Source organism: Bacillus cereus group sp. N24, assembly GCF_016483345.1.
Taxonomy (GTDB): domain Bacteria; phylum Bacillota; class Bacilli; order Bacillales; family Bacillaceae_G; genus Bacillus_A; species Bacillus_A toyonensis.
Genome location: NZ_JAEHCA010000011.1, coordinates 127,009 through 151,565, shown reverse-complemented (window position 1 = coordinate 151,565; position 24,557 = coordinate 127,009). Strand labels below are relative to the sequence as shown.

The window sequence follows — 24,557 nt, the reverse complement described above, 5'->3', positions numbered from 1 at the left end:
GTTCAACATCATCGTAACATTGATAAACATGGATATTAAAATTATACAGTTATAATATTTTATAAATTTTACAATACATACTATAATAGAACTACTGTAATTCTGAAATATTCAGTGACACTAAACAATCCCCCTTGCTACTTTCATTACTATTTTATAGCGGGGGCTTATTATATGTATAAACAATCTGAGTCATCCGAAAAATGATGAATTCGAATATTGCAGTAAAAAGCGTTATTTAGGAGGTGTTACTATGACGCATATACTGGTGATTGAAGACAACCCAGATATACAAGAACTTATTCGTGAATTTCTAATGGCACAAAACTTTACTGTTGATGTAGTTGGTGCTGGTACAGAAGGCATTCTTCTTTTCCAAAAAAATTCATACGACCTTGTCCTCCTCGATGTAATGTTACCAGATATAGATGGCTATAGTATTTGTAAAATTATGCGAGGACAATCTGATGTACCAATCATTATGCTAACAGGCTTACATAATGAAGAAAGTGAAATTAAAGGATTTGAGTTAGGTATTGATGACTATATTACAAAACCGTTCCATTACACCGTATTTATAAAACGTGTAGAAGCTGTATTGAGAAGGGCAGCAACGAAGGAAGCAGAAGCTGCAACTATACTACAATTCCATGAATTGATGTTAAATTCTACAGCATATGCCGCTTATGTTCATGGTAATCAAATTGAATTGACTACAAAAGAATTTGAAATTATATATACTTTACTGCAAAATCGGGGAAAAGTACTATCAAGAAGTGATTTGTTGAATAAGGTATGGGGCTATGAACATTTTGGTGATGTGAGAGTTATAGATACACATATTAAAAACTTACGAAAAAAATTAGAAATTCCTTATATTAAAACGGTGAAAGGCATTGGCTACAAAATCGAATCGTAGCAAAGACAACATCACCAAAAATATATTCATCAAAACCTTATTATTTTGTATTTTGTTATCACTTTGTCTTTATCAAATTATTTATTTTCTAGCCTCAAATTACGATAAAGATCGTTTGAGAGCGTCTGGAACGCAAACTGCGGAACAAGCGGAATCAGACAAACAAAACGACCAAAGTAAAACAAAGCAAAATAAAGCTGTGTCAGAGAGTAGCATCTCTAATTTTCAATCTTCTCAAATAGACATGAATACACTCTCTACAGCCATCAATCATCTTTTGCAGCCTAGCCAAACTGCAAAAGCAAAAGAACATGCACAAAATATTCCGGGGAAAAGTAACACAACGTCTTCACTTACAGAAGCGGAAAAGCAAGTTACTAACAATGATGCCTTACATACACAAAATGCAGCAAGTAAAACAAATGATACACATGATAATCCATCGTTAACAGATGTGTTGCAGCAATTAGCTCCACATATTGGGGCGACAATGCTTGCATTATCTCTGCTTGGATCTTTAATCTACGCAAAAATAATCGCCAAACCTTTCCAATATATGAGCGATGCTTTAAAAGATATTATGAATCTTGATTTCTCAGATAAAAAGCTACTTAACAAAAATACAGATCAAACAGATTTTAATTTGCAAGTAGCTGCCTCACAAGTACCTACTATTGTGAAAAATTTACATGAAAGCAATCAAGATTTAAGAAATGAAATCAAGAAGGAACAACAATTAGAACAATCTCGTAAAGAATTTATGTCTATGATATCCCATGAATTAAAAACACCAATCGCAGCCGTTATGGGACAACTCGATGGCATGATTCACGGAATTGGCGCTTATAAAGATAGAGATAAATATTTAAAACGTTCATATGAGATGATGCAAGATATTAACATATTAACGGAAAAGGTGTCAGAATTATCCAAAATACAAAACCCTCAATTTAAACCCAATTTAAAAGTTATCTCATTGACTAATATTATTGAGGACGTTATAAAGAAAGTAGATTATTTTGTATCTGTAAAACAATTAAATGTTCAATCTAACATTAAACAAGATGTACAAATTTTAGCTGATCCTAAATTTATGCAAACTGCTATTTTTAACATTATTTCAAACGCAATTCATTATACAATTGACCATCAGCATGTATATATAAAGCTTTATGAAAAGCCAAACGGTTACGCATTAGAAGTATTAAATACAGGTTCTCAAATTGATGAAGATAAACTTGCCCATTTATTTGAGCCATTCTATCGCGCAAATCCTGACAAACATGGCTTAGTACAAGGTAGTGGTCTTGGGTTATATATTGTAAAACAAATATTAGATAAACATCAGTTTCCTTATGGAATACAAAACACACCTCAAGGTGTAAAATGCTCCATTGTATTCCCAAAGGCAATGTAAAACCTATTGTAATTTCATACCCCAAATTCATACTTTGTATGAATGGCGGAATTTTGTAGAGTATGTTACTCTGTTTCGTTCGCCCGTTGTCCTTATTTGGATAGCGGGCGTTTTTTATTTTAAAAGGAGGATTTTTATGGAGAAGTTTAAGTATTCACTACTCGTTTTACTCGGTGCTTGTAGCTACGGCGTGCTTTCAACTATTTTCAAACTCGGATTTATTAACGGATTTTCAGCACATCAACTATTAGGGGGACAATATGTCTTCGGATGGATTGGACTACTTCTGCTCGTTCTTTTCTTTTCACGCCATAAAGTAACAAAAAAGCAATTCTTGTCATTATTAACAGTCGGCACAACAATGAGTATGACTGGTATTTTCTATGCTATTTCTGTAGAAGAACTGCCAGCATCTATCGCTGTCGTTCTACTCTTCCAGTTCACATGGATCGGAGTAGTCATCGAAGCTATTGCAAATCGAACGTTTCCAAGCCGTGAAAAAGTTATATCTATCATCATTTTATTCACTGGTACATTGTTTGCTGGCGGTGTCTTTGAAGGTCTAGGAGAAAGTTTTTCTACGAAAGGTATTATCTTTGGATTATTAGCTGCTGTCTCTTTTTCATTCTATGTTTTTGCAAGTGGACGCGTTGCTACAGATGTTCCGCCTTATACGAAAAGCTTTCTCATGACAACAAGTGCTACCCTTATCGTCTGCCTATTCTTCCCGCCAACCTTTTTAACAGATGGTGCCCTGCAAGCCGGTCTATGGAAATATGCTTTCTTCCTCGGATTATTCGGCGTTGTCGTACCTGTCATTTGTTTTTCAATTGGCGTACCGAAAGTCGGAATAGGACTTGGTACAATATTAGGTGCAGCTGAATTACCAACGGCCATTATCGCTTCTATAACACTTGTACATGAAGTTGTAACGCTTATGCAGTGGATTGGAATTATATTTATATTGTTTGGTATTTTCACTCCTCAGCTCCTTACGTATAGAAAAGAAAACAAACATAATCGTGTGCATAGTGCATAAGAAAAGACCTTTCATTTACTTGAAAGGTCTTTTCTCTCTCGTTCACTTTACCGCTCCATACAGTTTCTCTATCTCATGCTCAATTTGTTTTACATCAATTCGCTCAAATAATGGCTGTACGCTATCAATTTTATTCGGCAACATATTTTGAGGTTCCCAATTTCGTTTAACAATCGACAATGTGTTTCGAACTCTTTCACTTGAAAATGGTAAAAATGGTTCAAGGAGATTTGCAAAATTAGCGATAAGATAAACACAATTATAAATCGTTTCTTCACATGAAACTGGATCATCTTCTCTTTGTTTCCAAGGCTGCTTTTCGTCAAAGTATTTATTTGCAAAACGTACTGCATCAAATATTGTTTCTAGAGCCACTTTAAATTTAGTTTGCTCAATTGATTCTCCTACATTTATATATAATCCTTCTATCTTCTCTTTCAGCTCTTCATTAATAATTCTATTCGGTACAATGCCATCATAATACTTTTCAATAAACTTTAATGTCCGATTCACAAAGTTCCCATATGCACCTAACAATTCACTATTATGACTGTAAATAAACTCACGCCACGAAAAATCAGTATCACGATTTTCTGGTGCATTTACTGTTAAAAAGTAACGGATCGAATCTGGATCATAGCTTTCTAATATATCAGGTACCCATACTGCCCAGTTTTTACTTGTCGATAATTTTCTTTTTTCTACCGTTAAATACTCATTTGAAACGATATGACGAGGAATTGCTTCTTCTCCTATTCCAAGTAATACCGCTGGCCAGATGATAGAGTGAAATGGAATATTATCCTTTCCGTGTACATAATACGTTTTCGTTTCTTTATCCCAAAACTCTTGGTCATCTTTCCCTGTTTTTTCAGCCCAATGTTTACTTGCAGAATAATATCCTGTCACTGCTTCAATCCATACGTAAATTTTCTTATCTTCGTATCCTGCCACTGGAATTGGAACCCCGACTGGTAAATCACGCGATACTGCCCTATCTTGCAACCCTTCTTTTACATATCTTTCTGTTAGCTGAATTGCATTGTCACGCCATGTTCCTTTTTGTTTTGCAATTTCTACGACTCCTTTAATTTGCTCCTGAAATGTATGCAGTGCGAAATAGAAATGCTCTGTTTCCTGTACGGATGGCGTACTACCACATAACTTACATTTCTTTTCTAACAAATCAAGTGGATCTAAAATGGCCGAACAAGCATCACATTGATCTCCTCTTGCTGCTTCATGGCAATGAGGACAAATTCCTTCTACGTAACGATCTGGTAAAAACTGTGTACACGTTTCGCAATATGCTTGTTCCACTGTTTTTTTATAAATATAACCTTCTTCTAATAAACGCAAAAAAACTTTTTGAACTGTTTCATGATGATGCTCGCTATCTGTACGTGTATAGCAATCATAAGTAAAACCAAGGCTACGAAAACATCGCTCAAACTCTTCATGATACTTATCAGCAATTTCCTTCGCCGTCACACCTTCTTGTTTTGCTCTAATTGCAATCGGTGTTCCATTACAATCACTTCCTGAAACATACAACACATTCTCACCTTTTGCCCGATAATAACGTGCCAAAATATCTCCCGGTAACAAACTGGCAATATGCCCAAGATGTAATGAACCATTTGCATACGGCCAAGCGCCTCCAATAAAAATACTCATCCTATATTCCTCCTTTAAAATATAAAAAGCCCCGCCCTTATCTTAAAAAAGATAAGGGCGGGGCTGTATAAACAGTCGCGGTACCACCTTATTTCGCCAATCACTCACATAATTAGCCTTAACAAGTACGGAGCTATATGCTCTTATACTGTGGTTTTGATAACGAGTACCAACTCTCGTCGCCGCCTACTATTATCATTTGATAAGTTCAGGACGAAGCTCAAAGGCCATTGTTCAAATGAATATTCTTGCTTCTTCTCACCTACCGAAGCTCTCTGGAAAGAATGGTTTCATCCTACTTTTCCTTTTCAACGCTTTTACGTATAACACGTATTTTACGACTTAATTACAGAAAAATCAAACTCTATTTCAAAAAACAGGAAATCCCATCTTCCTGCCGAATAACTATACGTTCGTAAAAGGAGTGATAACATTGAATCAAAAGCAACTAAGCATGATGAATGAAAAAAGCTGGAATGCAGCTGCTTATGAAGCTTGGACGAATCGCCACGGGGCGCCAGTTGATTATGCGAAAAAGATTATGGAAGAGCCCACACGCGAAGTAGCACATTATTTACCTTACATACAATCGCCAAAAGGAAAACGTATTATTAATTTACTCGGGTCAAAAGGAAACAAAGCCGTCGCTCTTTCCCTATTAGGATCTGACGTAACAGTTGTTGATATTTCAGCGAGTAATGCCAAATATGCAAATGAACTTGCAGAAGCCGCTGGTGTCTCTATCCAATACATCGTCTCTGATGTACTGGATGTAAATCTTTCCGAATCATTTGATGTCGTCTTGCTGGAACTTGGTGTACTTCATTACTTTTTAGATTTAAAACCACTCTTTCAAAAGATTGCTAACTTACTTAAACAAGATGGAATGCTTATCCTTCGTGACTATCATCCTGTTTACACTAAATTATTAGGTGTAGATCATCCATCATTTCGGGCCAATGGAAATTATTTCGATAAAGAATTGATTGAAGATGATGTTGCTTATAGCATTCTTCTTACAGAATCGCAGAAAGAGGCTTTACCGAAAACAAACATACGCCGCTGGACATTAGGAGAAATTGTTACAACACTTGCGGAAGAACGTTTTAAAATTGAAAAGCTAGTTGAAGAACACGGATCTCATCAAAGGTGGGTTTTCCCTTCTACTTCACCTGAAGGAATTGAAGAACGTATACCAGGTCTATATACATTAATTGCGACAACATGCAAAAAAGGATCCCTTCACGGATAGGATCCTTTTTGCATGCTTACGCATATAAGTTGAGGTTGGAGATTACCATAATTCTGTAGAATAGGACACAAGATATTTCAACATTTTGTCTCTGACTTACGTCGTCAAAAAGGGGTATGACCAACATAACGAAGAGTAATGTTTCAGTTGATACTGATAATCGTTATCAACTAATTAGAAGTATACATGATGTTATTTCAAATTACAATACCATTTCTAATTTTTATTTATGAATTTTTTGATATACAAATGTATACATTTTAAGAACATTTACTCACATTAATCTGCCATATTCCATTATCTGCTATAATTTTCATGGAACAGATTAATAACTTCTTAATCATGTTTTTATTAATTTCGTTCCAAATATTTATAAATTATAATAAACAGTTTTAAAAGGTAGGGGTAACGATGAAATATGTTAGCATTCGAAAAAAACTACTGTTCACACTCTTAAGCATTTCTTCCTTATTTAGCATTGCTCTTATTGTTATTCTTTCATTTGCGATGCATCAAGCAAGTGAAATCGAAACGTTAAAGAATGATGTATCGAAAAGAGCAACGATTTTAAAAGAACGTGGCGATTGGTTCCAAGCACAGGTCGCTGGTTTACAAGAATATTTACTATCACATGACCAAAAAGGATTGAATAAATTCAACCGGGAAGGAAAAAAACTAGCTGATACTAGGGAGAAAGTAACAAGTGATAAAAAACTCCCAGAAGGAATGAAAGAGGCCATTTTAATGGGAGCAAAATGGCGCAGCGTCGTAGATAATGAAGTCCTCCCTCTTGCGCGTGAAGGAAAATGGGATGAAGCATCCAAAATTGCTCTTGCTCAAACAGATTATGTAAATGACCTTTTAAGTCGTTTTACTAAATATACAAATGAAGAAAATGACAAACGGGATGTATTAATTGCTGACGTAGAGTCTTCTTCATCCCTTATTCAATATATTATTTTCTTCTCACTCATTACATGTACATTAACATCTATTCTATTGGCATGGTGGTTCTCTGGTAAACTCGTTAAACCGATTCGACAAATTGATGCGAAGTTAAAAGAATTAGCTTCGCAAGATGGCGATTTAACCGCTAGATTACACGTAACGAGTAAAGATGAAATTGGTGACATTGCAAATTCCTTTAATCAAATGCTTGCTAACTTACAGTGTATAATAAAGCAAGTTCAACAAACATCAACAAGTGTAAAAGAAGCTTCTGAAAATGTATTTATCGAAACAACTGCTTCTATGGAAAATACCACAAAATCGAAAGAGACTATGAATGCTCTTGTGCACAATATTCATTCCCAAGTTTCTAGCATCGAAGAAAGTTCAACCGCAATGGATGATATCGCAACGGGTGTTCAGCGTATTGCAGAAACTGCATCTTCTGTCGCTAGCCTAGCTGTTACAACTTCTGAAAAAGCAGATGATGGAAATAAAGTCATTGAGAAGTCTATTACACAAGTGCATACAATTAACGAAGCTGTTAACGCTACATCACAAGTGGTAGAGCGACTCATTACACATACGAATCATATTGATACTGCACTTCAATCTATTTCTAATATTGCCGAGCAGACGAATTTACTCGCTTTAAATGCTTCTATTGAAGCGGCCCGTGCTGGTGAACATGGAAAAGGATTCGCTGTTGTTGCCGATGAAGTACGAAAACTTGCTGAACAATCTCAGCTAGCAGCAACTGATATTAACCATTTACTTCATCAAATTCAAGCGGACACAAAAATAGCAAATGACATGATGACACAAGGTCAGTCAGAAGCTTCTGAAGGAATTACAGTCATTCGTACCGCTGGATCTTCATTCTCAGAAATTGTTAATCACATTAACAATGTATCTACACAAATACAAGAAATGTCTGCAACTACTGAAGAAATGGCCGCAAGTTCTGAAGAAATGAATGCAGCTTTAAATAATATCGCTTCTATTTCAAATGAAGTTGCTGCCGAAACATCACAAACAGCAACTTCAGCTGGTGACCAAGTAAACAAAATGAGTATCGTTGCTAAAAAATCATCAGAAATGAAAACAATTGTACAAGAACTTGAAGTGCTCGTTTCTCATTTCAAAACAAATGTTTAAAATGAAAATTCCATTTATACTTCTACGAACTCTAAATTGTTAGAAAGAGCGATTTAGAGTCTCTCTTTTTTCACGCTAAAATATCTCTTTCTATCTCCCATTCTGTCTGCTATAATTCCTAAAGGAAAGAGGAAAGCTTTATTCCTACTGGAATAAAGCTTTCTTTCAACTTTTTACATTAATTAATTCTAATACTAAGATTTGACAAAGGAGGCTTTTTATCATATGAATTTTATAGGTATCAGAAAAAAACTAATGTTCATGATGGGAACGATTTGTGCTTTATTCGGCATTGCCTTAGCTTTTATTTTATTCTTTACCATGGATCAGTCTCATAAAGCTGAAACATTACAAAAAGAAATTTCTCCTCTTGCAACAGAATTAAAAGAGCGCGGAGACGCTTATCAAGTACAACTTTCTGCTTTAAGAGGTTATTTACTACAACATGATCAAGTCGAATTAGACAAGTTTAATGAGATGAGTAAACGTCTTGAAGATACAAAAGGGCAACTTCTTTCTAACCCTAACACTTCTCAGTCCGTGAAAAGCACAATGGAATTAGGATCCACTTGGAGAAAGTTCATTGAAGAGAAAGTATTCACTCTTGCAAAAGAACAAAAATGGGAAGAAGCTTTACAAGTAGCTTCTACAGAAAATGGTACTGTTTATAAAGTAATTGGTGATTTCACAAATTACAGTAATGAACAAGCTAAATTACGCGAACAATCTATTGAAAAAATCGATCAATCTTCACTACGAATTGAATATGTTGTCTTCTTATCACTTGTTATTTGTATTGTAACTGCAATTATTCTTGCATGGTGGTTCTCTGGTAAGCTTGTAAAACCAATTCAACAAATTGATATTAAGCTAAAAGAATTAGCCTCTCAAGAAGGCGACTTAACAGCCCGTCTACAAGTAAATAGCAATGATGAAATCGGTGCAATTGCATCATCGTTTAATAAAATGTTAGCAAACCTGCAACATATCATTAATCGTGTTCAAAAAACATCTGTAGAAGTACAAACAGCTTCTGAAAATATGCTAGAAAAGACTAATACATCACGCGAGGCAACAATACGAGTTCAAAGCTCGATGTCCAACTTAAATTCAAGTATTCAATCGCAAACTTCTAGTATGGAAGAAAGCTCAACTGCGATGGATGATATGGCAATAAGCGTTCAACGCATCGCTGAATCTGCTTCATCTGTAGCCGAACTTGCTGTAGCTACATCTGAACATGCTAACGATGGAAGTACTGTTATCCAAAAATCTGTTTCACAAATGACAACGATACATGAAGCTGTAAATGCTACATCAGAAGTAGTCGAACGTCTAATCACCCATACGAAATATATTGATACGGCTGTACAATCTATTTCTAATATCGCTGAGCAAACAAACTTACTTGCTTTAAACGCTTCTATTGAAGCAGCTCGTGCTGGTGAGCAAGGAAAAGGATTTGCTGTCGTAGCTGATGAAGTCCGTAAACTTGCGGAACAATCTAAAACTGCTGCAACAGATATTAACCAATTACTAAATCAAATTCAAAATGATACAGAAACAGCTAGTTCTATGATGTCTAAAGGTCGTTCTGAAGCATTTGAAGGCATTACTGTCGTTCGTGAGGCTGGTACTTCTTTCACAACAATTGTTGAACAAGTAAATAAAGTATCAACTCAAATGCAAGACATATCAGCAACTGCTGAAGAAATGGCTGCAAGCGCTGAAGAAATGAACGCTTCACTTAATAACATCGCTTCTATTTCAAATGAAGTATCTAGTGAAACAGCCGCAACGGCACAATCTGCTGAGCAGAAAGTTATTGTTATGAATGAAATGACAGTAACTGCAAAACAAATGAAACAAACGGTTGAAGAATTAGATCAACTCGTATCTCATTTTAAAACTGAATAGCTCAAAAAAATATTCCTCTTTCAAGAGGAATATTTTTTTGAGCTCATTCCCTGCACATTATACATATATCCGTTATAATGAGAATCGATATCATTAATCTGTAGGGGGTGCTACACATGTCACAACAAGCATTTGAAGAAAAATTATATGCAAACTTAGAAGCTGTTATTGATCCTGAACTAGGTGTTGATATTATCAATCTTGGATTAGTTTATGACGTTACAGCGGATGAAAATAATAATGCTATCATTACAATGACGATGACTTCTATCGGCTGCCCAATGGCTGGTCAAATCGTATCAGACGTTAAAAAAGTACTATCAACGAACGTACCTGAAGTAAACGAAATAGAAGTAAATGTCGTTTGGAATCCACCATGGTCGAAAGAACGTATGTCACGTATGGCGAAAATCGCATTAGGTATTCGTGACTAAATAAAGAAAGACCTGACATCATGGTCAGGTCTTTTTCTCTTATTATTTAACGCCTACTGCATCATAAGCTTTCGTTACAGCTTGTAACTCTTTAGAGTTTTTACCATATAAATCTTCTGCTGACTGAAGTGCTGCTTGACGCATCATTTTAAAGTCAGAGTTTGCAGTTAAATATTTAGTAAGAGCACGGTAGTAAATTTTTTCTGTCGCTTCACGGCCCACTCCAGTTACTTTCACGCCGTAATGCGTGCCACCGTCAGATACTAAGTACGCAGCTTTATTGTTAATACTACTGTTAATATGAACGCCGCCATTATCAGCTGTTCCAGTGTAGCGTTTATTGTAATGATCTGGATAACCTTCACCTGGTTTTAATGGGTTTGGAATAGATGCTGGATCTTTCAGAGAACGAAGCGCATCACCAGGTTTACCAGGTGTATAAATATCAGCACCTAAATCCCAGCTCTTCTTCTCAACCATGACACCCATAATATCAGATAACGATTCATTTAACGCACCTGATTCATTTTTATAAACAAGGTTTGCTGTATGCTCAGTTACAGCATGTGTTAATTCGTGCCCGATAACATCTAGGCCAGCAGATAATGGAATAAATGTCTTGCCATCTCCATCACCATACATCATTTGGATACCGTTCCAAGCTGCGTTATTCCAGCTTTCTCCTACGTGAACAGAGGAGATCAGCTTCGCACCTTTATCATCGAAAGAGTTACGGTTAAATGTCTTTTTGTAGTAATCGTATACTTTCCCTGCATTTACATGCGCATCAACCGCTGCTTTGTCATCAAAGAACTTATTTTTACTTTCTACTTCGACACCTGTATATCCAAACCATTGTGAGAATATGTTAAACCAGTTTTCATCCATATTCTCTGCATCAAACGTATGAACACCTTGTCCACGCTTACCATCAAATAAATGGAATGCTCCTGTTTTCTCATTTTGGGCAATTTCAAATGATTGTCTAGCACCTAATACTCCGTAACCAAATCCTGTAATGTTATCTACAGCATTATATTTCTCAATCACATTTCCATTTGTTGCATCAACAAAGTAATGCCAATAGCCTGGAGCTGGTTTTGAAATCGATGCCTTAACTAAGTATGCAAGATAGTAGTTTCCATCTTTTTCATACACAAATAAATCTTTTTTCACACCATCATAATTTTTTACTTTACCAACTTCTTTTTCAATATCTGCCTTTGCAATTGTTTCTGCTTGCTCCGCACTAATACTTGCAAAGGTAGGAATATTTTTATCCTCTAAATTCGGAATAACTTGTCCGAAGAATGCTTTTACATTATTCTCTTTATCTAGTGTAACAGTTTGGTCTGAACCATACACAGGAATGTTATTATGTTTCTCAACTAACTTCACATGTGTCGTACCAGATTCAGCATCTTTTTCTTCCCCAACGACATTGAAATGTTTATCAATGTTTCCTGCTAATTTAAACATATCTTTCTTACTTTCTAAATATTGAAAGACCGTCTCTTTTTTATCTAGTCCTTCCGGTGCTTTCCATTCTTCACCTATGTATGCAGGTGTTTTAAATTCTTGATGATATTGAATTTTTTGTTCTTCCGCTTTCGTTGTCGTTGCTCCAAACGTTCCAAATCCCCCGGCGATAACAGTTAACGCTAATGCTGATGAAATGACTTGCTTTTTCACTATAACATTCCCCATTCCCATAAAGATTTTTGACACTTTTATAAAATTCTGAATCTTTAACTTGATACCTCTTCAAAAAATTTGAGAAACATTTTTCAGATAATTCCACGCAAAAAGAGGACACCCTATCAGGTGTCCTCTTTTTTATAAACATTTTGTTATTTTTTTAGCTCAATTGCTAAATAGTGTGATTGCTCTTTCGCTTGAATATGAATATCTTCTTCTACTGCTTCTGCCGCATCGCGCATAACAAGTATCTCACCATTTATCACACTACTTCCTTCAATTTGTACAAGGTACAATTGACGGCCTTCTTTCACAGGAAAATGAATTTCTTTTCCAGCCTCTAACGATAAAGAATATAAATTCGCATCTTGGTGAATTTGAATTGGCGCATCACCTTCCACTGGGGAAACCATATGGAACCACTCATTTTCACGTTTACTCCAATCAAATTTAAACTCACCATAGTTTGGTTTATGATCAGCACGGTCTGGTAAAATCCAAATTTGTAATAAACGCAATGTTTCATTTCCTAAATTATGTTCACTATGAAATACACCAGTACCAGCACTCATATATTGAACATGTCCACGCTCAATTGTTCCTCTATTCCCCATGCTATCTTCATGTGTTAAGGCACCATCTACAACGTAAGAAATGATTTCCATATCGCGGTGCGGATGCATATCAAACCCAGTTTGTGCCGCTACTGAATCATCGTTAATAACACGTAACGCTCCAAAACTCATATTATTTGGATTGTAATAATTAGCAAAGGAAAAATGAAAATGTGTATTTAACCAACCGTGATTTGCTCTACCCATATTTTTATGATCAACTTTTCTAAACATATCCTTCACCTCATATTATCTCGAATTCAAGATTTACTTTAAAATTGTTTCTTACTGTAATTTTTTTAGTAATTTTAATAATTGATTTTGTTCTTCTATATTTAATTTATGAAACTGCTCCGCTTGGAACGTTTCCTGGGGCGGGACGATCTCCTCATATAAAGCTCTTCCCTTTTCTGTTAACGAAATATATTTCGTAGTACCTTCTTGTTCACGCCCAATCCAGTCCAGCTGCTCCATTTTATTTAAAAGCTGCGTGACATTTCCTTTCGTAACAAATAGCTTCTTCCCAAGCTCTTGCTGCGTTAAACGATTATGTCCTCCAACTTGAGCTAGTACATCAAACTGAGCGGCAGATACATTCCATTTTTTCAAATGCTGATTCGTCTCACGAATACTCTTGTTATAAAAACGTGATAAACGAAACCATAATAGTAGTCCTAATCTATCTTCTGTTTTCATTTCATCACCTCGCTCGTTTCATACTATTAGTTTAGAACTAAACTTTATAGAAGTCAATTGCTTATTTTTAGTAAGTAACAAAGAAAGCATAGTGCTATTTCTCCACTATGCTTACATCAATTTTCTATTTTTATATTCATCTAATTTCCTCTCCGCGAACTTCCTCGCATCTTTCTCAATCCATCTCTCTTCATACGATTCACTTCCAACATACAATACTTCTCTCTTATGCTGCATCGCATGGCGAAATTCATGCAGTAGTGTTTTAAGCACTTGCTCATACTCATCCCACATACAAACGAAAATTAATTGTTTTTCTTTATGATAAAAACCACCTACGGGGAATAAAAACTCCTCTTCCTCTTCCCCTAATGATAGAAGTACATGATTTGCATCACACGTATCACAAAAAATAACTGGCGTTTTACATACTTCAATAAGAGAAAATAAATCCTCTCTAATCCTTTTGACATCCCAAGGAAGCTCCGAATCCAACACATACCAATTCTCCACCTGTTGATATACATTTTGAAACTGGAGTTCCATTTCTTTTTATTCCCCTTTCCAAGCTCTCTTTTTCTATATGTATGCCACAATATGGTAAATATTAAACATACTCTTTCCCCCTTTGAAAAATGACAATAAAAAGAACCTATATTAGTATAGGTTCTTTTCCATAATTACTTTTTTTTCATAATTTTTTTTAGTACAAAATAACCAATTGCACAAACAATAGCAGCAAGTGCAAAATATTTCACATATGGCCCAGCTACTTTATTAATACTTTCCCACTCTGTTCCTAATTTAAATCCTAAATATACAAACACAATTGACCATGGAATAACAGCTAATGTAGTTAGCGTCATAAACTTAGCATGTGACATTTTTGCAATACCCGCTGGTATCGAAATCGCATGACGCACAACAGGAATAAAACGTGCCGTAAAGATAACGCCAGTTCCGTAACGATTAAACCAATCTTCTGCATAATCAATATGCTTCTTCTGAATTAAAATATATTTTCCATATCGCTCAAGAACAGGTCTTCCTCCGTATCGACCAATCCAATAAATAAATAGTTGTGCGATTACACCGCCAATTGTTCCGAACGCAACAGCTCCCCAAAATGTAATGCTTCCTGTTGATACTAAATAGCCTGCATAAGACAATACGATTTCACTCGGAATAACTTCTAACATCAATCCAAGCATAATTCCCCAATAACCAAGTCCTTCTAGAAAAACTAAAACTGAATGAATCAACTCTCCTAACATCATTTACCTCTCTTTACTGTTTTCGTTACCAAAAATAAAAGTACAAGCAGTAAGTATCTTGTACTTTTATTTTTTAAAATTTAGTTAGTCTTCGTATCCCACTTAAAGATTTTATTTAAAAATTTATATACATTCTTTGACTCTTTTGTCAGAAGTGGGCCTAAGATGGATAGTATAAGCACGTATAGTGCTGAGAATGGTTTTAACACTGACATTAAACCACCAGCGATACCGATATTAGCCATAATGATGGAGAATTCTCCCCTTGAAACGATTGTTAATCCAATATTTGTAGAAGCTTTATGAGATAATCCAGCTTGTCTTCCTGCAATCATCCCTGCTACAAAGTTACCGATTATCGTAAGAAGTACCGCACCTAGCGTTAACCATATTGCTCCGCCTAACGAGAACGGATCGATACTTAACCCGAAGCTGAAGAAGAAAATTGCTCCGAAAAAGTCTCTAAATGGAACAACAAGATGTTCAATTCGATCACTATGCTCTGTCTCAGAGAAAACTAATCCTAAAAGAAGTGCTCCGATTGCTTCTGCAACGTGAATTGTTTCTGAAAAACCAGCGATGAAGAATAACGAAGCAAATACTACAATAATAAAGATTTCATCTGAACTAATATTGAGCAATTTATTTAATAACGGCGTTGCTTTTCTAGCCACAATAAAGAATAGAAGCATATATCCTAAAGCAATTCCAATTGAAGTAAGAGCACCTAAGAAGGAAGCATGATCCCCAAGTACTAAACCAGAAACGACTGATAAATATACAGCAAGGAATATATCTTCAAACATAATAATTCCTAAAATTAATTCGGTTTCATTATTACCAGTTCTTCTTAAATCCACTAATACTTTTGCAACGATGGCACTAGAAGAAATCGTAATAATACCCGCAATAATTAAGATTTCTAGTAATGGGAATCCCATGATAAACCCGTATAATAATCCAAGTGAAAAGTTAATTAAAATATAGATTGTTCCGCCGATCGCAATAGAACGTCCGGATTTAATTAGTTTTTTCATCGAAAATTCTAGCCCTAAATAGAAGAGAAGGAACAGAACACCGATTCTTCCAAGGAAGGATATTACACTTGCACTTTCAATAAATTTGAGATCGATAACACCTATTGTCGGTGCGTGCGGCCCTACTAACATGCCAAGAACAATTAGAAAAGGAATTACTGAGAACTTAAACTTTCCAGCGATTACTGCCGCAATTGCCACTAGAACCAAAGCTGTACCAACTTCAAAAATTAAAGTATCCATCTAGTCAGTCCCCCTATTCGAAAGTAACTCATTAATAATTTTTTTAATTTCTTCTCTCTCACCTGAAACTACTAGCATATCGCCTTCTTCAATTACTGTTTCTGGTCCTGGATTAAATAGCTTTTTCATATTCTTTTTCATAACTGCAATTATCGTTACGCTATACGTTTTTCTTATTTCAAGATCACCAATTGTTTTTCCGATTGCTGGAGCTGCATTCTCCACTTTAAACCACTCAATCGCTAAACCTTCAAAGACCATCTCAACATTTTCTAATGCCCTAGGCTTATATACCATTCCACCTAATATTGCTGCAACTTGTCTTGCTTCTGAGTCACGTAATGAAATACTAGAAATACTTTCTTCATGATCTGAATCAAAATGATACATTTCTCTACGTCCGTCATCATGAATCACAATCACCATTTTTTCGTTACCTTTCGTAACGATTTGAAATTTATACCCAATACCTGGAAGTTCACTTTCTCTAATATTCATATTTAGCTCCTCCTCAACAATTTTATTTGAATTTTCTGTTTTTCAGTCTTTTGTTCATCCAACCAATTTTAGAAATTCTAACCACTCCGGATACTTATGATTTGGAAATCTTTTATTGTAATAATAAGTGGCCCCTAGAAAAATACTTGAAGATGTAACGATAAAAAATACATTGCTTCTCATTTTTAAACTCTCAAGGCTTACTTTCAATAAAGTTTCTTCTTTCAAATTATCCCCACTTTCTCGCTTTACATTTAGTTTTTTAAAATGTAAATAATTCTAAAAATATTACGATGTAACATAATCATAACATAAAATACATTTAAGTAACATCATTTTTTAGAAAAATTGATTCTAGTATATTTTTTGCATATAATTTTCTTATTACGGAAAAAAGGAAGTGTATTATATGGTTGATATCTTTAGCAGATTCCTTGAGGTAACGAATAATATTTTATGGTCATATATTCTTATTGCAATGCTAATCGGCTTCGGTCTTTATTTCTCTTTCAAATTAAAATTTGTCCAAATTACTCATTTCAGCGAGATGGTCAGTTTAATTAGTAAAGGATTTAATCGAAAAGAAAAAAAGAAAGATAGCATCTCTCCATTCCAAGCATTTTGCTTAAGTGCAGCCGCACGTATCGGTATCGGGAACTTAGCTGGTGTAGCATTAGCAATTTCAATGGGAGGACCTGGTGCAATATTTTGGATGTGGTTTATCGCGATTCTCGGAGCAGCTACTAGTTTTGTAGAATGTACGCTCGCGCAAATTTATAAAGTAAAAGATGGACGCAGGTTCCGTGGTGGCCCAGCATATTACATGGAAAAAGGGTTAAACAAACGCTGGATGGGTGTCTGGTTTTCACTTCTCATTACAGTTGCGTACGGATTAATTTTCAATTCAGTACAAGCAAATACAGTAACAATAGCGTTTGAAAATGCTTTCGGATTAGAGCGAACGATTGTAGGAGCTCTACTAGCTTTATTAGTTGCAGTTATTATTTTTGGCGGTATTAAGAGCATTTCACGCATTACAGAAATGATTGTTCCCCCAATGGCAATTGTTTATATTGGTGTGGCTATTTTTGTCGTGATTAACAACTTCAATATGTTACCAAGCATTTTCATGGAAATCTTTAACGGTGCATTCGGTTTAGACCAAGCCATCGCTGGTGGTATTGGAGCAGCTATCAAGTTCGGAATCCAACGCGGTTTATTCGCGACAGAAGCAGGTATGGGGAGCTCTCCTAATGCAGCAGCAACATCTGATGTATCTCATCCTGTAAAACAAGGACTTGTTCAAGCATTAGGTGTTTTCGTAGATACATTCTTAGTATGTACATCAACAGCGTTTATCGTATTATGTTCTGGACTTTACAAAGGATCAAATTTAGAAGGTATTGAATTAACACAGCAAGCATTAAGTTCACAAATTGGACCGTGGGCAAGCACTTTCTTAGCGATTATTATTTTCCTCTTCGCTTTCAGCTCTTTACTAGGAAACTACTATTATGGTGAAACAAACATCGCATTCATTAAAGAAAGCAAAACATGGTTAATGATTTATCGCGTTGCAGTTGTCGGAATGGTATTCTTCGGATCAATCGCTGCCCTTCAAACTGTTTGGAGTTTAGCTGATTTATTCATGGGACTAATGGTATTCACAAACTTAATTGCCATCTCATTCCTTAGCAAATTTGCCTATGCAGCATTAGTAGACTACATTAAGCAAAAGAAACAAGGTAAAGATCCTGTCTTCCTTGCAAGTTCTATCCCTGGCTTACAGAATACAGAGTGTTGGGATGGGCAGGATGTAGAAGAAAAACAAAAGGCTGTTTAACAAACAAAGGCCCTATTACTTCACCGTAATAGGGCCTTTTATTTACAACAGTTCATAATTTGTTCAAATTAATTCCAGCAAAAGGGTTGATTTATACAAATTACTAGATTATAATAATTATAAATTAGTAATTGATATAACATAACAACTCAAAAGGAGATTGATCATAATGAACAAACAAGTAATCGAAGTATTAAACAAACAAGTAGCAGACTGGAGCGTTTTATTTACAAAATTACACAACTTCCATTGGTACGTAAAAGGACCTCAATTCTTCACATTACACGAGAAATTCGAAGAACTTTACACAGAATCAGCTACTCACATCGATGAAATTGCAGAACGCATTTTAGCAATTGGCGGCAAACCAGTAGCAACAATGAAAGAATACTTAGAACTATCTTCTATTCAAGAAGCAGCTTACGGAGAAACTGCAGAAGGGATGGTCGAGGCAATCATGAAAGACTACGAAATGATGCTAGTCGAACTGAAAAAAGGCATGGAAATCGCTCAAGACTCTGACGATGAAATGACATCTGACCTACTACTAGGCATCTACACAGAACTAGAAAAACACGCTTGGATGCTACGTGCGTTCTTGAATCAATAATAGATTAAAAGCGGAAGCGACTCGTTCAGAGTCGCTTTTTTTATGTAATGGTTGCATTTAACGGTACACGAAATTATATCAACGATTTTTCAAATATATCGATCATAACTCGCAATATATCAACGATTTTTTCATTATATCGATCATTACAAGCAATATATCAACGATTCGATAAAGGATATCAATTTACCGACAAATCACGACAATATTAACACACCCCTCGCCCTACTTTTATCAATATATTACAATCTCATCTATGTTAAAATATAGGAAACACCTTTTAGTAAAATAGATCCAAAAAGCTTTTCCAAATTCATCATTTACTACTTAAATGGCGGGAGTGGTTCAGTTGAAAGACTACTTAATTAGAGCATTTTTTGCGTTAATAACAGTTGGAATCGTCTTACTTATAGCTAATATTTTCAATATACGTGTCGAGGTTAAAGACTATGCTTTCCTCGTTGTTGTAGCAATTGGTGGCGGCTGGGGTGGCTGGTACCTGTATAAAAAACAAAGTAATCAAAATGATAAAGGCATTCCAAAGTAATATGGAATGCCTTCTTTTATTTCCGTCTATAATAAATAACAAAATTCAAACCACTGATACAACCAATCGCAATAAACATACAAAACGATTGTCCATCTCCACCTAGACTATACTCATCAACGATAAATCCAGACATAAACAATGTTATCGCTGAAACACCAACACACAATATCAAAATAAACCAAAGCGAAAACTCATTAATCAGCTCTTTCTTCTGTCTTAAAACAATTAGCATAACAAGAATAGACGCTGCTAAAATACTTTTAAAAACAGGACGTAAATACACAAACTTCTCCATCTATTTCTCCTTTCCGGAAAACTATATATTATAACATTAATATATTTAACTGAATTAAAAACACATGTCTTTTTACGATAAAAAAGACATGTGTTTCTATAAATCGCTATAAAAACGTACTATGATAATTGCTTCCACTTCGTCCCCAAGACAGGACGCTCGTAATTTTGGATTTCATGAATTAGTTTATCTGCCGTCTCAGCGGAAACAATTAACTCTTTATTCGATGGATTCATAAAGCCTTCTTCTGCTGCCCGTTCAACCATTTGCAAAATTGGTCCGTAAAAGTCTTTTATGTTCAATAAACCAACCGGCTTATTATGTATACCAATTTGTGACCAACATACTACTTCAAAGAGCTCTTCAAACGTTCCATATCCGCCTGGTAATGCAATGAAAGCATCCGCAAGCTCTGCCATTTTCGCCTTGCGCTCATGCATCGTTTCTACTTCAATTAATTCTGTTAATCCTGTATGTACGATTTCTCCTCGAAATAGACCACGCGGCATAACACCTGTTACACGTCCGCCTAAACGAAGAACTTCGTTTGCTACTTCTCCCATTAATCCGACGCATGAACCGCCATATACAAGCTCATAGTCATTCTCAACAAACATTTTACCTAATTCAATTGCCTGCTCTTTAAACTCTGGTCTCTCCCCTAAATTGGAACCTGCAAACACACAAATCTTTCTCATTCCTACACCCCGAAACTATATATTGTTATGATACAATTGACATTGTACAACATATTGAGGAGATGAGGAAGAAATGGATATCGTTGCATTTCAAAGATGGGTTGAGGAATTTTACGAAAAACGAAGCTGGTCACAGTATAATGCCTTTATTCGCTTAAATTTCTTAACTGAAGAAGTTGGAGAAGTTTCACGAGTTGTTCGCGCTATTGAAATCGGCCGCGATCGTCCCGATGAAGATGCGAAAACAGAAGAAGAGCTAAAACAAGAACTAAAAGAAGAACTTGGTGATGTACTATCTAACCTTATTATTCTTTCGCAAAAATATGATTTGGATTTACAAGACATTATGGACGCACACGTCACAAAGCTTTCGAAAAGGTTCGAAGCACTCAAATGAGAATATTATCAATTATGGTATAATATTCTTGTCACAATAATAAGGGGGATTTTATGTTATCTAAAAAATTGCACGACGCATTAAATGAACAAATGAACTTTGAATTTTACTCTGCCCACGCTTATATGGCAATGGCTGCTTACTGTACAGCTGAGAGCTATGATGGATTCGCTAACTTTTTCCTTGTACAAGCTGAAGAAGAGCGTTTCCACGCAATGAAGCTTTACAACTATATTAACGACCGCGGTGAGCGCGCTATTATTACTGGATTCGATAATCCAAATAACGAATATGAATCTGTATTGAACGCTTTTGAAGTCGCACTTGAGCACGAGCGTGAAGTAACGAAACGTATTTATCACTTATCTGATATTGCTTGGGATGAGCGTGAGCATGCAACAATTACATTCTTAAAATGGTTCGTTGATGAGCAAGTAGAAGAAGAAGCTTCATTCGATAGCATCATTCAAAAATTAAAACGTATTACAAGCGATTCAAACGCACTATTTATGCTAGATGCTGAATTAGAGAAACGTACATTTACGCCTCCAGCTGAGTAATATTTTAATCACCTTAATGAGTGTATTAAGGTGATTTTTTTATTTGCTTTCTATCTTAAAATCACCTTAAATTTCCTAGCATTTGACATAGAACTAGTTAAAAAATGGTATTATTTTCAATATAAAGTGAAACTTTGGTCCGTGGGGGGGCGTTCATCCACCACGGATTATTAGTTGAACTAATCGGGTCTTTACAGGCAGTTGATCTCCCACCTAACCTCTTTGCCCCCGCCAAATTTTGAGGTGGGAGTCTTACTGCTCGTTAATGCTGGATAAAACAATATGTGAGGAGAGAAAAAATGAGTCAACGTGTAGAAGCTGTTGATGCAATTCGTGGTTTCGCTTTATTTGGCATTTTACTTGTTAATATAACATTAATTCAATTCGGGTTATTCGCTAATGAAAAACCCACTTATATTTTCGGAAAACTCGATGAAAGTGCTAATTGGTTTATTCAATTTTTCGGCACACAAAATTTCATTTCCCTATTCTCTTTTTTATTTGGGCTTAGCATTATTTTGTTACAAAAAAGTATTATCGCAAAAGGAAAAAAGTTTTTCCCCACATATATAAGACGTATTAGCATTCTTTTACTACTAGGTTTCATTCACGGTACCTTTATTTGGTCCGGAGATATTTTATTTGCATACGGACTTATCGGGATTTTCTTAATGATGTTTATAAATAGAAAACCAAAAACATTATTGATTTGGGCAACTATTCTACTCGCACTCATTACACTTATGTCTTATCAAACTGATCCAAATACAAATATTAATGATTTTGCTCCTTATATTGAAAAAGAGCATAAAGTTCATGAAACTGGAAGCTATATGGATCATGTCAACTTTAGGTTAACTGAAAGTCCTTTCGATTATATTGGGATTAACGGTTTCTTCGGACTAGTTTTCATATCAATTTTCGCAATAATTTTTATGTCCCCACTTTTCTTACTCGGAATGTATGTAGGAAAAAAGGGCTGGCTATTTGAGATTGATAAACACATACCTTCTATCAAAAAGATTTGGCTTATCACTGGTATTTTCTCTTTTACAATTAAAATCTTAGCCATGTTCGTAAAGCATCCAATTTTAATTATGTTACAAGATGGCCTTACATCAGTAACCATGACATTCTTTTACGGAAGCACCATTATTTTATTATTCCATTACAAAAAAGCATCGCGCTTACTAACATATATGGCGAATATGGGGAAAATGTCGGTTAGTAATTACTTAGCTCAATCCATTATCACAACAACAATTTTTTACGCATACGGCTTTGGCTTATTCGGTAAAATCGGATATTTCTTCGGTATTCTTTTGACCATTGGAATTTATACAATTCAATTATTCGTTAGCGCCTATTGGCTACAAAAATACCAAATGGGCCCTATAGAATATGCGTGGAGAATGGGAACTTATTTAGAGAGACCACGATTTAAAAAAGACTTGGATAAAGCAAGTTAAACAAAAAAAGCAATGAGCCTACGCTCATTGCTTTTCTTAATTTATTAAAGCATAACCCCAACAATAATCGCTGATAATATACTTACTAACGTTGCACCGTATACAAGTTTTAGTCCGAATGATGATACAACATTTGCTTGTTTGCCATCGATACTCTTTGTTGCACCTGCGATAATTCCGATAGATGAGAAGTTCGCAAATGATACAAGGAAGATAGATAAAATACCTACTGTACGAGTTGATAAATCACCAGCTACTTTTCCAAGGTCAAGCATTGCAACGAATTCGTTCGTTACTAATTTTGTTGCCATAATTTGTCCCGCTGCTAGCATCTCTGATGTTGGAATACCCATTACGAATGCTAATGGTGAGAAGATATATCCTAAAATGCTTTGGAATGTGATTCCGAAAATTGAATCGAATACACCGTTAATTGCTGTAATTAATGCTACGAAACCGATTAACATCGCCGCTACTGTTACAGCGATAGAGAAACCAAGCATAATATATTCGCCTAACATTTCAAAGAATGTTTGTTTCTTATCTTCTTGTAATTCTAAAATATCGTCTTCTTCTTTTACTTCATATGGATTGATAATATGAACGATAATGAATCCACTAAATAAGTTTAATACAAGTGCTGTTACTACATATTTTGGATCAATCATTTTCATATAAGAACCGACGATTGACATTGATACTGTTGACATTGAAGATGCACAAAGTGTGTATAAACGATTTTTCGGTAATTTGCTTAATTGATCTTTTACTGTAATAAACACTTCACCTTGACCAACAATTGCAGCTGCTACCGCATTATATGATTCTAGTTTTCCTAAACCGTTAATTTTACTTAGTACGAAACCGACTGCACGAATGATAATCGGTAAAACTTTAATATGTTGCAAGATCCCGATTAATACCGCTAAGAAAATGATCGGTAATAATACTGTTAAGAAGAATGGTGCTTGTCCATCGTTCGCTAAACCACCAAATACGAAATTAACCCCAGCTTCCGCAAATTTTAAAATAGCGCCAAATCCATCTGCAATCCCTTTTACTAATACAAATCCGACCTTTGTATTTAATAAGAAATACGCAAGTACCAATTGAATGACAAGCATAAGTGCAATTGGCTTATATTTAATTTTCTTACGATCTGAACTTATAAGGAAACCTAGTACAAACACTACAAGTAAACCAACTAGAAACATTACTATTTTCATATGTGAATCCTCCACTTCTTCCACGAGTTATTGGTCGTATAACGTATAACGAATGACGTCTGACCATTGATGTTAAAAAATTTAAAAC

General features: G+C 35.3%; 24 protein-coding genes and 1 other annotated feature. Of the genes, 13 read left to right on the top strand and 11 right to left on the bottom strand.

Annotated elements, in window-relative coordinates:
- Positions 1 to 253: 253 nt before the first annotated feature.
- The 3 genes from JDS95_RS17455 (at position 254) to JDS95_RS17445 (ending at position 3,375) form a co-directional block, all read left to right on the top strand.
- Complete coding sequence (locus JDS95_RS17455) at positions 254 to 919, top strand: response regulator transcription factor (RefSeq protein WP_000148831.1); 666 nt, start codon at positions 254 to 256, stop codon at positions 917 to 919.
- Complete coding sequence (locus tag JDS95_RS17450; protein WP_000201947.1) at positions 897 to 2,336, top strand: sensor histidine kinase; 1,440 nt, start codon at positions 897 to 899, stop codon at positions 2,334 to 2,336. Before JDS95_RS17455 ends, JDS95_RS17450 begins: the two co-directional genes overlap by 23 nt.
- Before the next feature lie 136 nt (positions 2,337 to 2,472).
- On the top strand, positions 2,473 to 3,375 hold the full coding sequence (locus JDS95_RS17445) for an EamA family transporter (protein ID WP_000410521.1): 903 nt from the start codon (positions 2,473 to 2,475) through the stop codon (positions 3,373 to 3,375).
- A 42-nt stretch (positions 3,376 to 3,417) separates the two neighbouring features.
- Here the strand turns inward: JDS95_RS17445 and metG are convergent, their stop codons facing one another.
- Positions 3,418 to 5,052, bottom strand: a complete 1,635-nt coding sequence (metG, locus tag JDS95_RS17440; protein WP_000021552.1) for a methionine--tRNA ligase — start codon at positions 5,050 to 5,052, stop codon at positions 3,418 to 3,420.
- A gap of 50 nt (positions 5,053 to 5,102) precedes the next feature.
- Positions 5,103 to 5,373: a binding site (T-box leader), on the bottom strand.
- Between the two features lie 133 nt (positions 5,374 to 5,506).
- On the opposite strand from metG, the gene JDS95_RS17435 reads away from it, so the two are divergent.
- The 4 genes from JDS95_RS17435 to JDS95_RS17420 all read left to right on the top strand — a co-directional run bounded on the left by JDS95_RS17435 (position 5,507) and on the right by JDS95_RS17420 (position 10,761).
- The gene (locus JDS95_RS17435) at positions 5,507 to 6,304 is read left to right on the top strand and encodes a class I SAM-dependent methyltransferase (RefSeq protein ID WP_002060242.1); all 798 of its coding nucleotides are present in this window, start codon (positions 5,507 to 5,509) and stop codon (positions 6,302 to 6,304) included.
- 411 nt (positions 6,305 to 6,715) lie between these two features.
- Positions 6,716 to 8,410: a methyl-accepting chemotaxis protein gene (locus JDS95_RS17430; protein ID WP_199690697.1), complete on the top strand. Its 1,695-nt coding sequence runs from the start codon at positions 6,716 to 6,718 to the stop codon at positions 8,408 to 8,410.
- 225 nt (positions 8,411 to 8,635) lie between these two features.
- Positions 8,636 to 10,327 (top strand): methyl-accepting chemotaxis protein, encoded by a 1,692-nt coding sequence (locus tag JDS95_RS17425; RefSeq protein ID WP_085450691.1) that lies wholly within the window; start codon positions 8,636 to 8,638, stop codon positions 10,325 to 10,327.
- Between the two features lie 116 nt (positions 10,328 to 10,443).
- Complete coding sequence (locus JDS95_RS17420) at positions 10,444 to 10,761, top strand: metal-sulfur cluster assembly factor (protein ID WP_000082520.1); 318 nt, start codon at positions 10,444 to 10,446, stop codon at positions 10,759 to 10,761.
- 42 nt (positions 10,762 to 10,803) lie between these two features.
- Here the strand turns inward: JDS95_RS17420 and nprB are convergent, their stop codons facing one another.
- The 7 genes from nprB to JDS95_RS17385 all read right to left on the bottom strand — a co-directional run bounded on the left by nprB (position 10,804) and on the right by JDS95_RS17385 (position 16,821).
- Positions 10,804 to 12,453 carry a neutral protease NprB gene (gene nprB, locus JDS95_RS17415; RefSeq protein ID WP_000745149.1) on the bottom strand — a complete coding sequence of 550 codons (1,650 nt, stop codon included), beginning with the start codon at positions 12,451 to 12,453 and terminating at the stop codon, positions 10,804 to 10,806.
- 158 nt (positions 12,454 to 12,611) lie between these two features.
- Positions 12,612 to 13,307 (bottom strand): pirin family protein, encoded by a 696-nt coding sequence (locus JDS95_RS17410; protein ID WP_085450692.1) that lies wholly within the window; start codon positions 13,305 to 13,307, stop codon positions 12,612 to 12,614.
- 51 nt (positions 13,308 to 13,358) lie between these two features.
- The gene (locus JDS95_RS17405) at positions 13,359 to 13,769 is read right to left on the bottom strand and encodes a MarR family winged helix-turn-helix transcriptional regulator (protein ID WP_000845483.1); all 411 of its coding nucleotides are present in this window, start codon (positions 13,767 to 13,769) and stop codon (positions 13,359 to 13,361) included.
- Between the two features lie 111 nt (positions 13,770 to 13,880).
- A complete protein-coding gene (locus JDS95_RS17400; protein ID WP_000422812.1) occupies positions 13,881 to 14,315 on the bottom strand; it encodes a DUF3920 family protein in 435 nt (144 codons plus the stop codon).
- Positions 14,316 to 14,449: 134 nt separating this feature from the next.
- Positions 14,450 to 15,043, bottom strand: a complete 594-nt coding sequence (gene uptA / locus JDS95_RS17395) for an undecaprenyl phosphate transporter UptA (RefSeq protein ID WP_000900223.1) — start codon at positions 15,041 to 15,043, stop codon at positions 14,450 to 14,452.
- Between the two features lie 80 nt (positions 15,044 to 15,123).
- Positions 15,124 to 16,323, bottom strand: a complete 1,200-nt coding sequence (locus JDS95_RS17390; RefSeq protein ID WP_000380223.1) for a cation:proton antiporter — start codon at positions 16,321 to 16,323, stop codon at positions 15,124 to 15,126.
- The gene (locus tag JDS95_RS17385; RefSeq protein WP_001026079.1) at positions 16,324 to 16,821 is read right to left on the bottom strand and encodes a cation:proton antiporter regulatory subunit; all 498 of its coding nucleotides are present in this window, start codon (positions 16,819 to 16,821) and stop codon (positions 16,324 to 16,326) included. It lies immediately after the preceding gene.
- Positions 16,822 to 17,230: 409 nt separating this feature from the next.
- Here JDS95_RS17385 and JDS95_RS17380 point away from each other — a divergent pair, with 409 nt between their 5' ends.
- The 3 genes from JDS95_RS17380 to JDS95_RS17370 all read left to right on the top strand — a co-directional run bounded on the left by JDS95_RS17380 (position 17,231) and on the right by JDS95_RS17370 (position 19,821).
- Positions 17,231 to 18,664 carry an alanine/glycine:cation symporter family protein gene (locus JDS95_RS17380; RefSeq protein WP_000227600.1) on the top strand — a complete coding sequence of 478 codons (1,434 nt, stop codon included), beginning with the start codon at positions 17,231 to 17,233 and terminating at the stop codon, positions 18,662 to 18,664.
- Between the two features lie 169 nt (positions 18,665 to 18,833).
- Complete coding sequence (locus tag JDS95_RS17375; protein WP_001041895.1) at positions 18,834 to 19,274, top strand: Dps family protein; 441 nt, start codon at positions 18,834 to 18,836, stop codon at positions 19,272 to 19,274.
- A 349-nt stretch (positions 19,275 to 19,623) separates the two neighbouring features.
- Complete coding sequence (locus JDS95_RS17370; RefSeq protein ID WP_000656329.1) at positions 19,624 to 19,821, top strand: hypothetical protein; 198 nt, start codon at positions 19,624 to 19,626, stop codon at positions 19,819 to 19,821.
- 16 nt (positions 19,822 to 19,837) lie between these two features.
- Here JDS95_RS17370 and JDS95_RS17365 read toward each other — a convergent pair whose 3' ends face one another.
- Positions 19,838 to 20,119 (bottom strand): hypothetical protein, encoded by a 282-nt coding sequence (locus JDS95_RS17365; RefSeq protein ID WP_000410658.1) that lies wholly within the window; start codon positions 20,117 to 20,119, stop codon positions 19,838 to 19,840.
- Positions 20,120 to 20,238: 119 nt separating this feature from the next.
- Complete coding sequence (locus JDS95_RS17360) at positions 20,239 to 20,817, bottom strand: LOG family protein (RefSeq protein ID WP_001225739.1); 579 nt, start codon at positions 20,815 to 20,817, stop codon at positions 20,239 to 20,241.
- A gap of 73 nt (positions 20,818 to 20,890) precedes the next feature.
- Between JDS95_RS17360 and JDS95_RS17355 the strand changes: the two genes are divergently transcribed.
- From JDS95_RS17355 to JDS95_RS17345, 3 genes are all read left to right on the top strand, one after another.
- Positions 20,891 to 21,214, top strand: coding sequence for a MazG nucleotide pyrophosphohydrolase domain-containing protein (locus tag JDS95_RS17355; protein ID WP_000355745.1), 324 nt, complete (start codon positions 20,891 to 20,893; stop codon positions 21,212 to 21,214).
- 53 nt (positions 21,215 to 21,267) lie between these two features.
- Positions 21,268 to 21,774: a ferritin gene (locus JDS95_RS17350; protein WP_000949400.1), complete on the top strand. Its 507-nt coding sequence runs from the start codon at positions 21,268 to 21,270 to the stop codon at positions 21,772 to 21,774.
- Between the two features lie 299 nt (positions 21,775 to 22,073).
- Positions 22,074 to 23,243: a DUF418 domain-containing protein gene (locus JDS95_RS17345; RefSeq protein WP_000083135.1), complete on the top strand. Its 1,170-nt coding sequence runs from the start codon at positions 22,074 to 22,076 to the stop codon at positions 23,241 to 23,243.
- Between the two features lie 44 nt (positions 23,244 to 23,287).
- Here the strand turns inward: JDS95_RS17345 and JDS95_RS17340 are convergent, their stop codons facing one another.
- Complete coding sequence (locus JDS95_RS17340; protein ID WP_000706852.1) at positions 23,288 to 24,469, bottom strand: NupC/NupG family nucleoside CNT transporter; 1,182 nt, start codon at positions 24,467 to 24,469, stop codon at positions 23,288 to 23,290.
- Positions 24,470 to 24,557 lie beyond the last annotated feature (88 nt).

Coding starts and splice junctions, on each gene's coding strand:
- JDS95_RS17355 (WP_000355745.1), top strand. CDS start 20,891: ATGGATATCGTTGCATTTCAAAGATGGGTTGAGGAATTTTACGAAAAA.
- uptA (WP_000900223.1), bottom strand. CDS start 15,043: ATGTTAGGAGAGTTGATTCATTCAGTTTTAGTTTTTCTAGAAGGACTT.
- JDS95_RS17350 (WP_000949400.1), top strand. CDS start 21,268: ATGTTATCTAAAAAATTGCACGACGCATTAAATGAACAAATGAACTTT.
- JDS95_RS17345 (WP_000083135.1), top strand. CDS start 22,074: ATGAGTCAACGTGTAGAAGCTGTTGATGCAATTCGTGGTTTCGCTTTA.
- JDS95_RS17400 (WP_000422812.1), bottom strand. CDS start 14,315: ATGGAACTCCAGTTTCAAAATGTATATCAACAGGTGGAGAATTGGTAT.
- JDS95_RS17375 (WP_001041895.1), top strand. CDS start 18,834: ATGAACAAACAAGTAATCGAAGTATTAAACAAACAAGTAGCAGACTGG.
- JDS95_RS17435 (WP_002060242.1), top strand. CDS start 5,507: ATGATGAATGAAAAAAGCTGGAATGCAGCTGCTTATGAAGCTTGGACG.
- JDS95_RS17340 (WP_000706852.1), bottom strand. CDS start 24,469: ATGAAAATAGTAATGTTTCTAGTTGGTTTACTTGTAGTGTTTGTACTA.
- JDS95_RS17390 (WP_000380223.1), bottom strand. CDS start 16,323: ATGGATACTTTAATTTTTGAAGTTGGTACAGCTTTGGTTCTAGTGGCA.
- JDS95_RS17445 (WP_000410521.1), top strand. CDS start 2,473: ATGGAGAAGTTTAAGTATTCACTACTCGTTTTACTCGGTGCTTGTAGC.
- JDS95_RS17385 (WP_001026079.1), bottom strand. CDS start 16,821: ATGAATATTAGAGAAAGTGAACTTCCAGGTATTGGGTATAAATTTCAA.
- metG (WP_000021552.1), bottom strand. CDS start 5,052: ATGAGTATTTTTATTGGAGGCGCTTGGCCGTATGCAAATGGTTCATTA.
- JDS95_RS17405 (WP_000845483.1), bottom strand. CDS start 13,769: ATGAAAACAGAAGATAGATTAGGACTACTATTATGGTTTCGTTTATCA.
- JDS95_RS17430 (WP_199690697.1), top strand. CDS start 6,716: ATGAAATATGTTAGCATTCGAAAAAAACTACTGTTCACACTCTTAAGC.
- JDS95_RS17360 (WP_001225739.1), bottom strand. CDS start 20,817: ATGAGAAAGATTTGTGTGTTTGCAGGTTCCAATTTAGGGGAGAGACCA.
- JDS95_RS17410 (WP_085450692.1), bottom strand. CDS start 13,307: ATGTTTAGAAAAGTTGATCATAAAAATATGGGTAGAGCAAATCACGGT.
- JDS95_RS17455 (WP_000148831.1), top strand. CDS start 254: ATGACGCATATACTGGTGATTGAAGACAACCCAGATATACAAGAACTT.
- JDS95_RS17365 (WP_000410658.1), bottom strand. CDS start 20,119: ATGGAGAAGTTTGTGTATTTACGTCCTGTTTTTAAAAGTATTTTAGCA.
- JDS95_RS17380 (WP_000227600.1), top strand. CDS start 17,231: ATGGTTGATATCTTTAGCAGATTCCTTGAGGTAACGAATAATATTTTA.
- JDS95_RS17420 (WP_000082520.1), top strand. CDS start 10,444: ATGTCACAACAAGCATTTGAAGAAAAATTATATGCAAACTTAGAAGCT.
- JDS95_RS17425 (WP_085450691.1), top strand. CDS start 8,636: ATGAATTTTATAGGTATCAGAAAAAAACTAATGTTCATGATGGGAACG.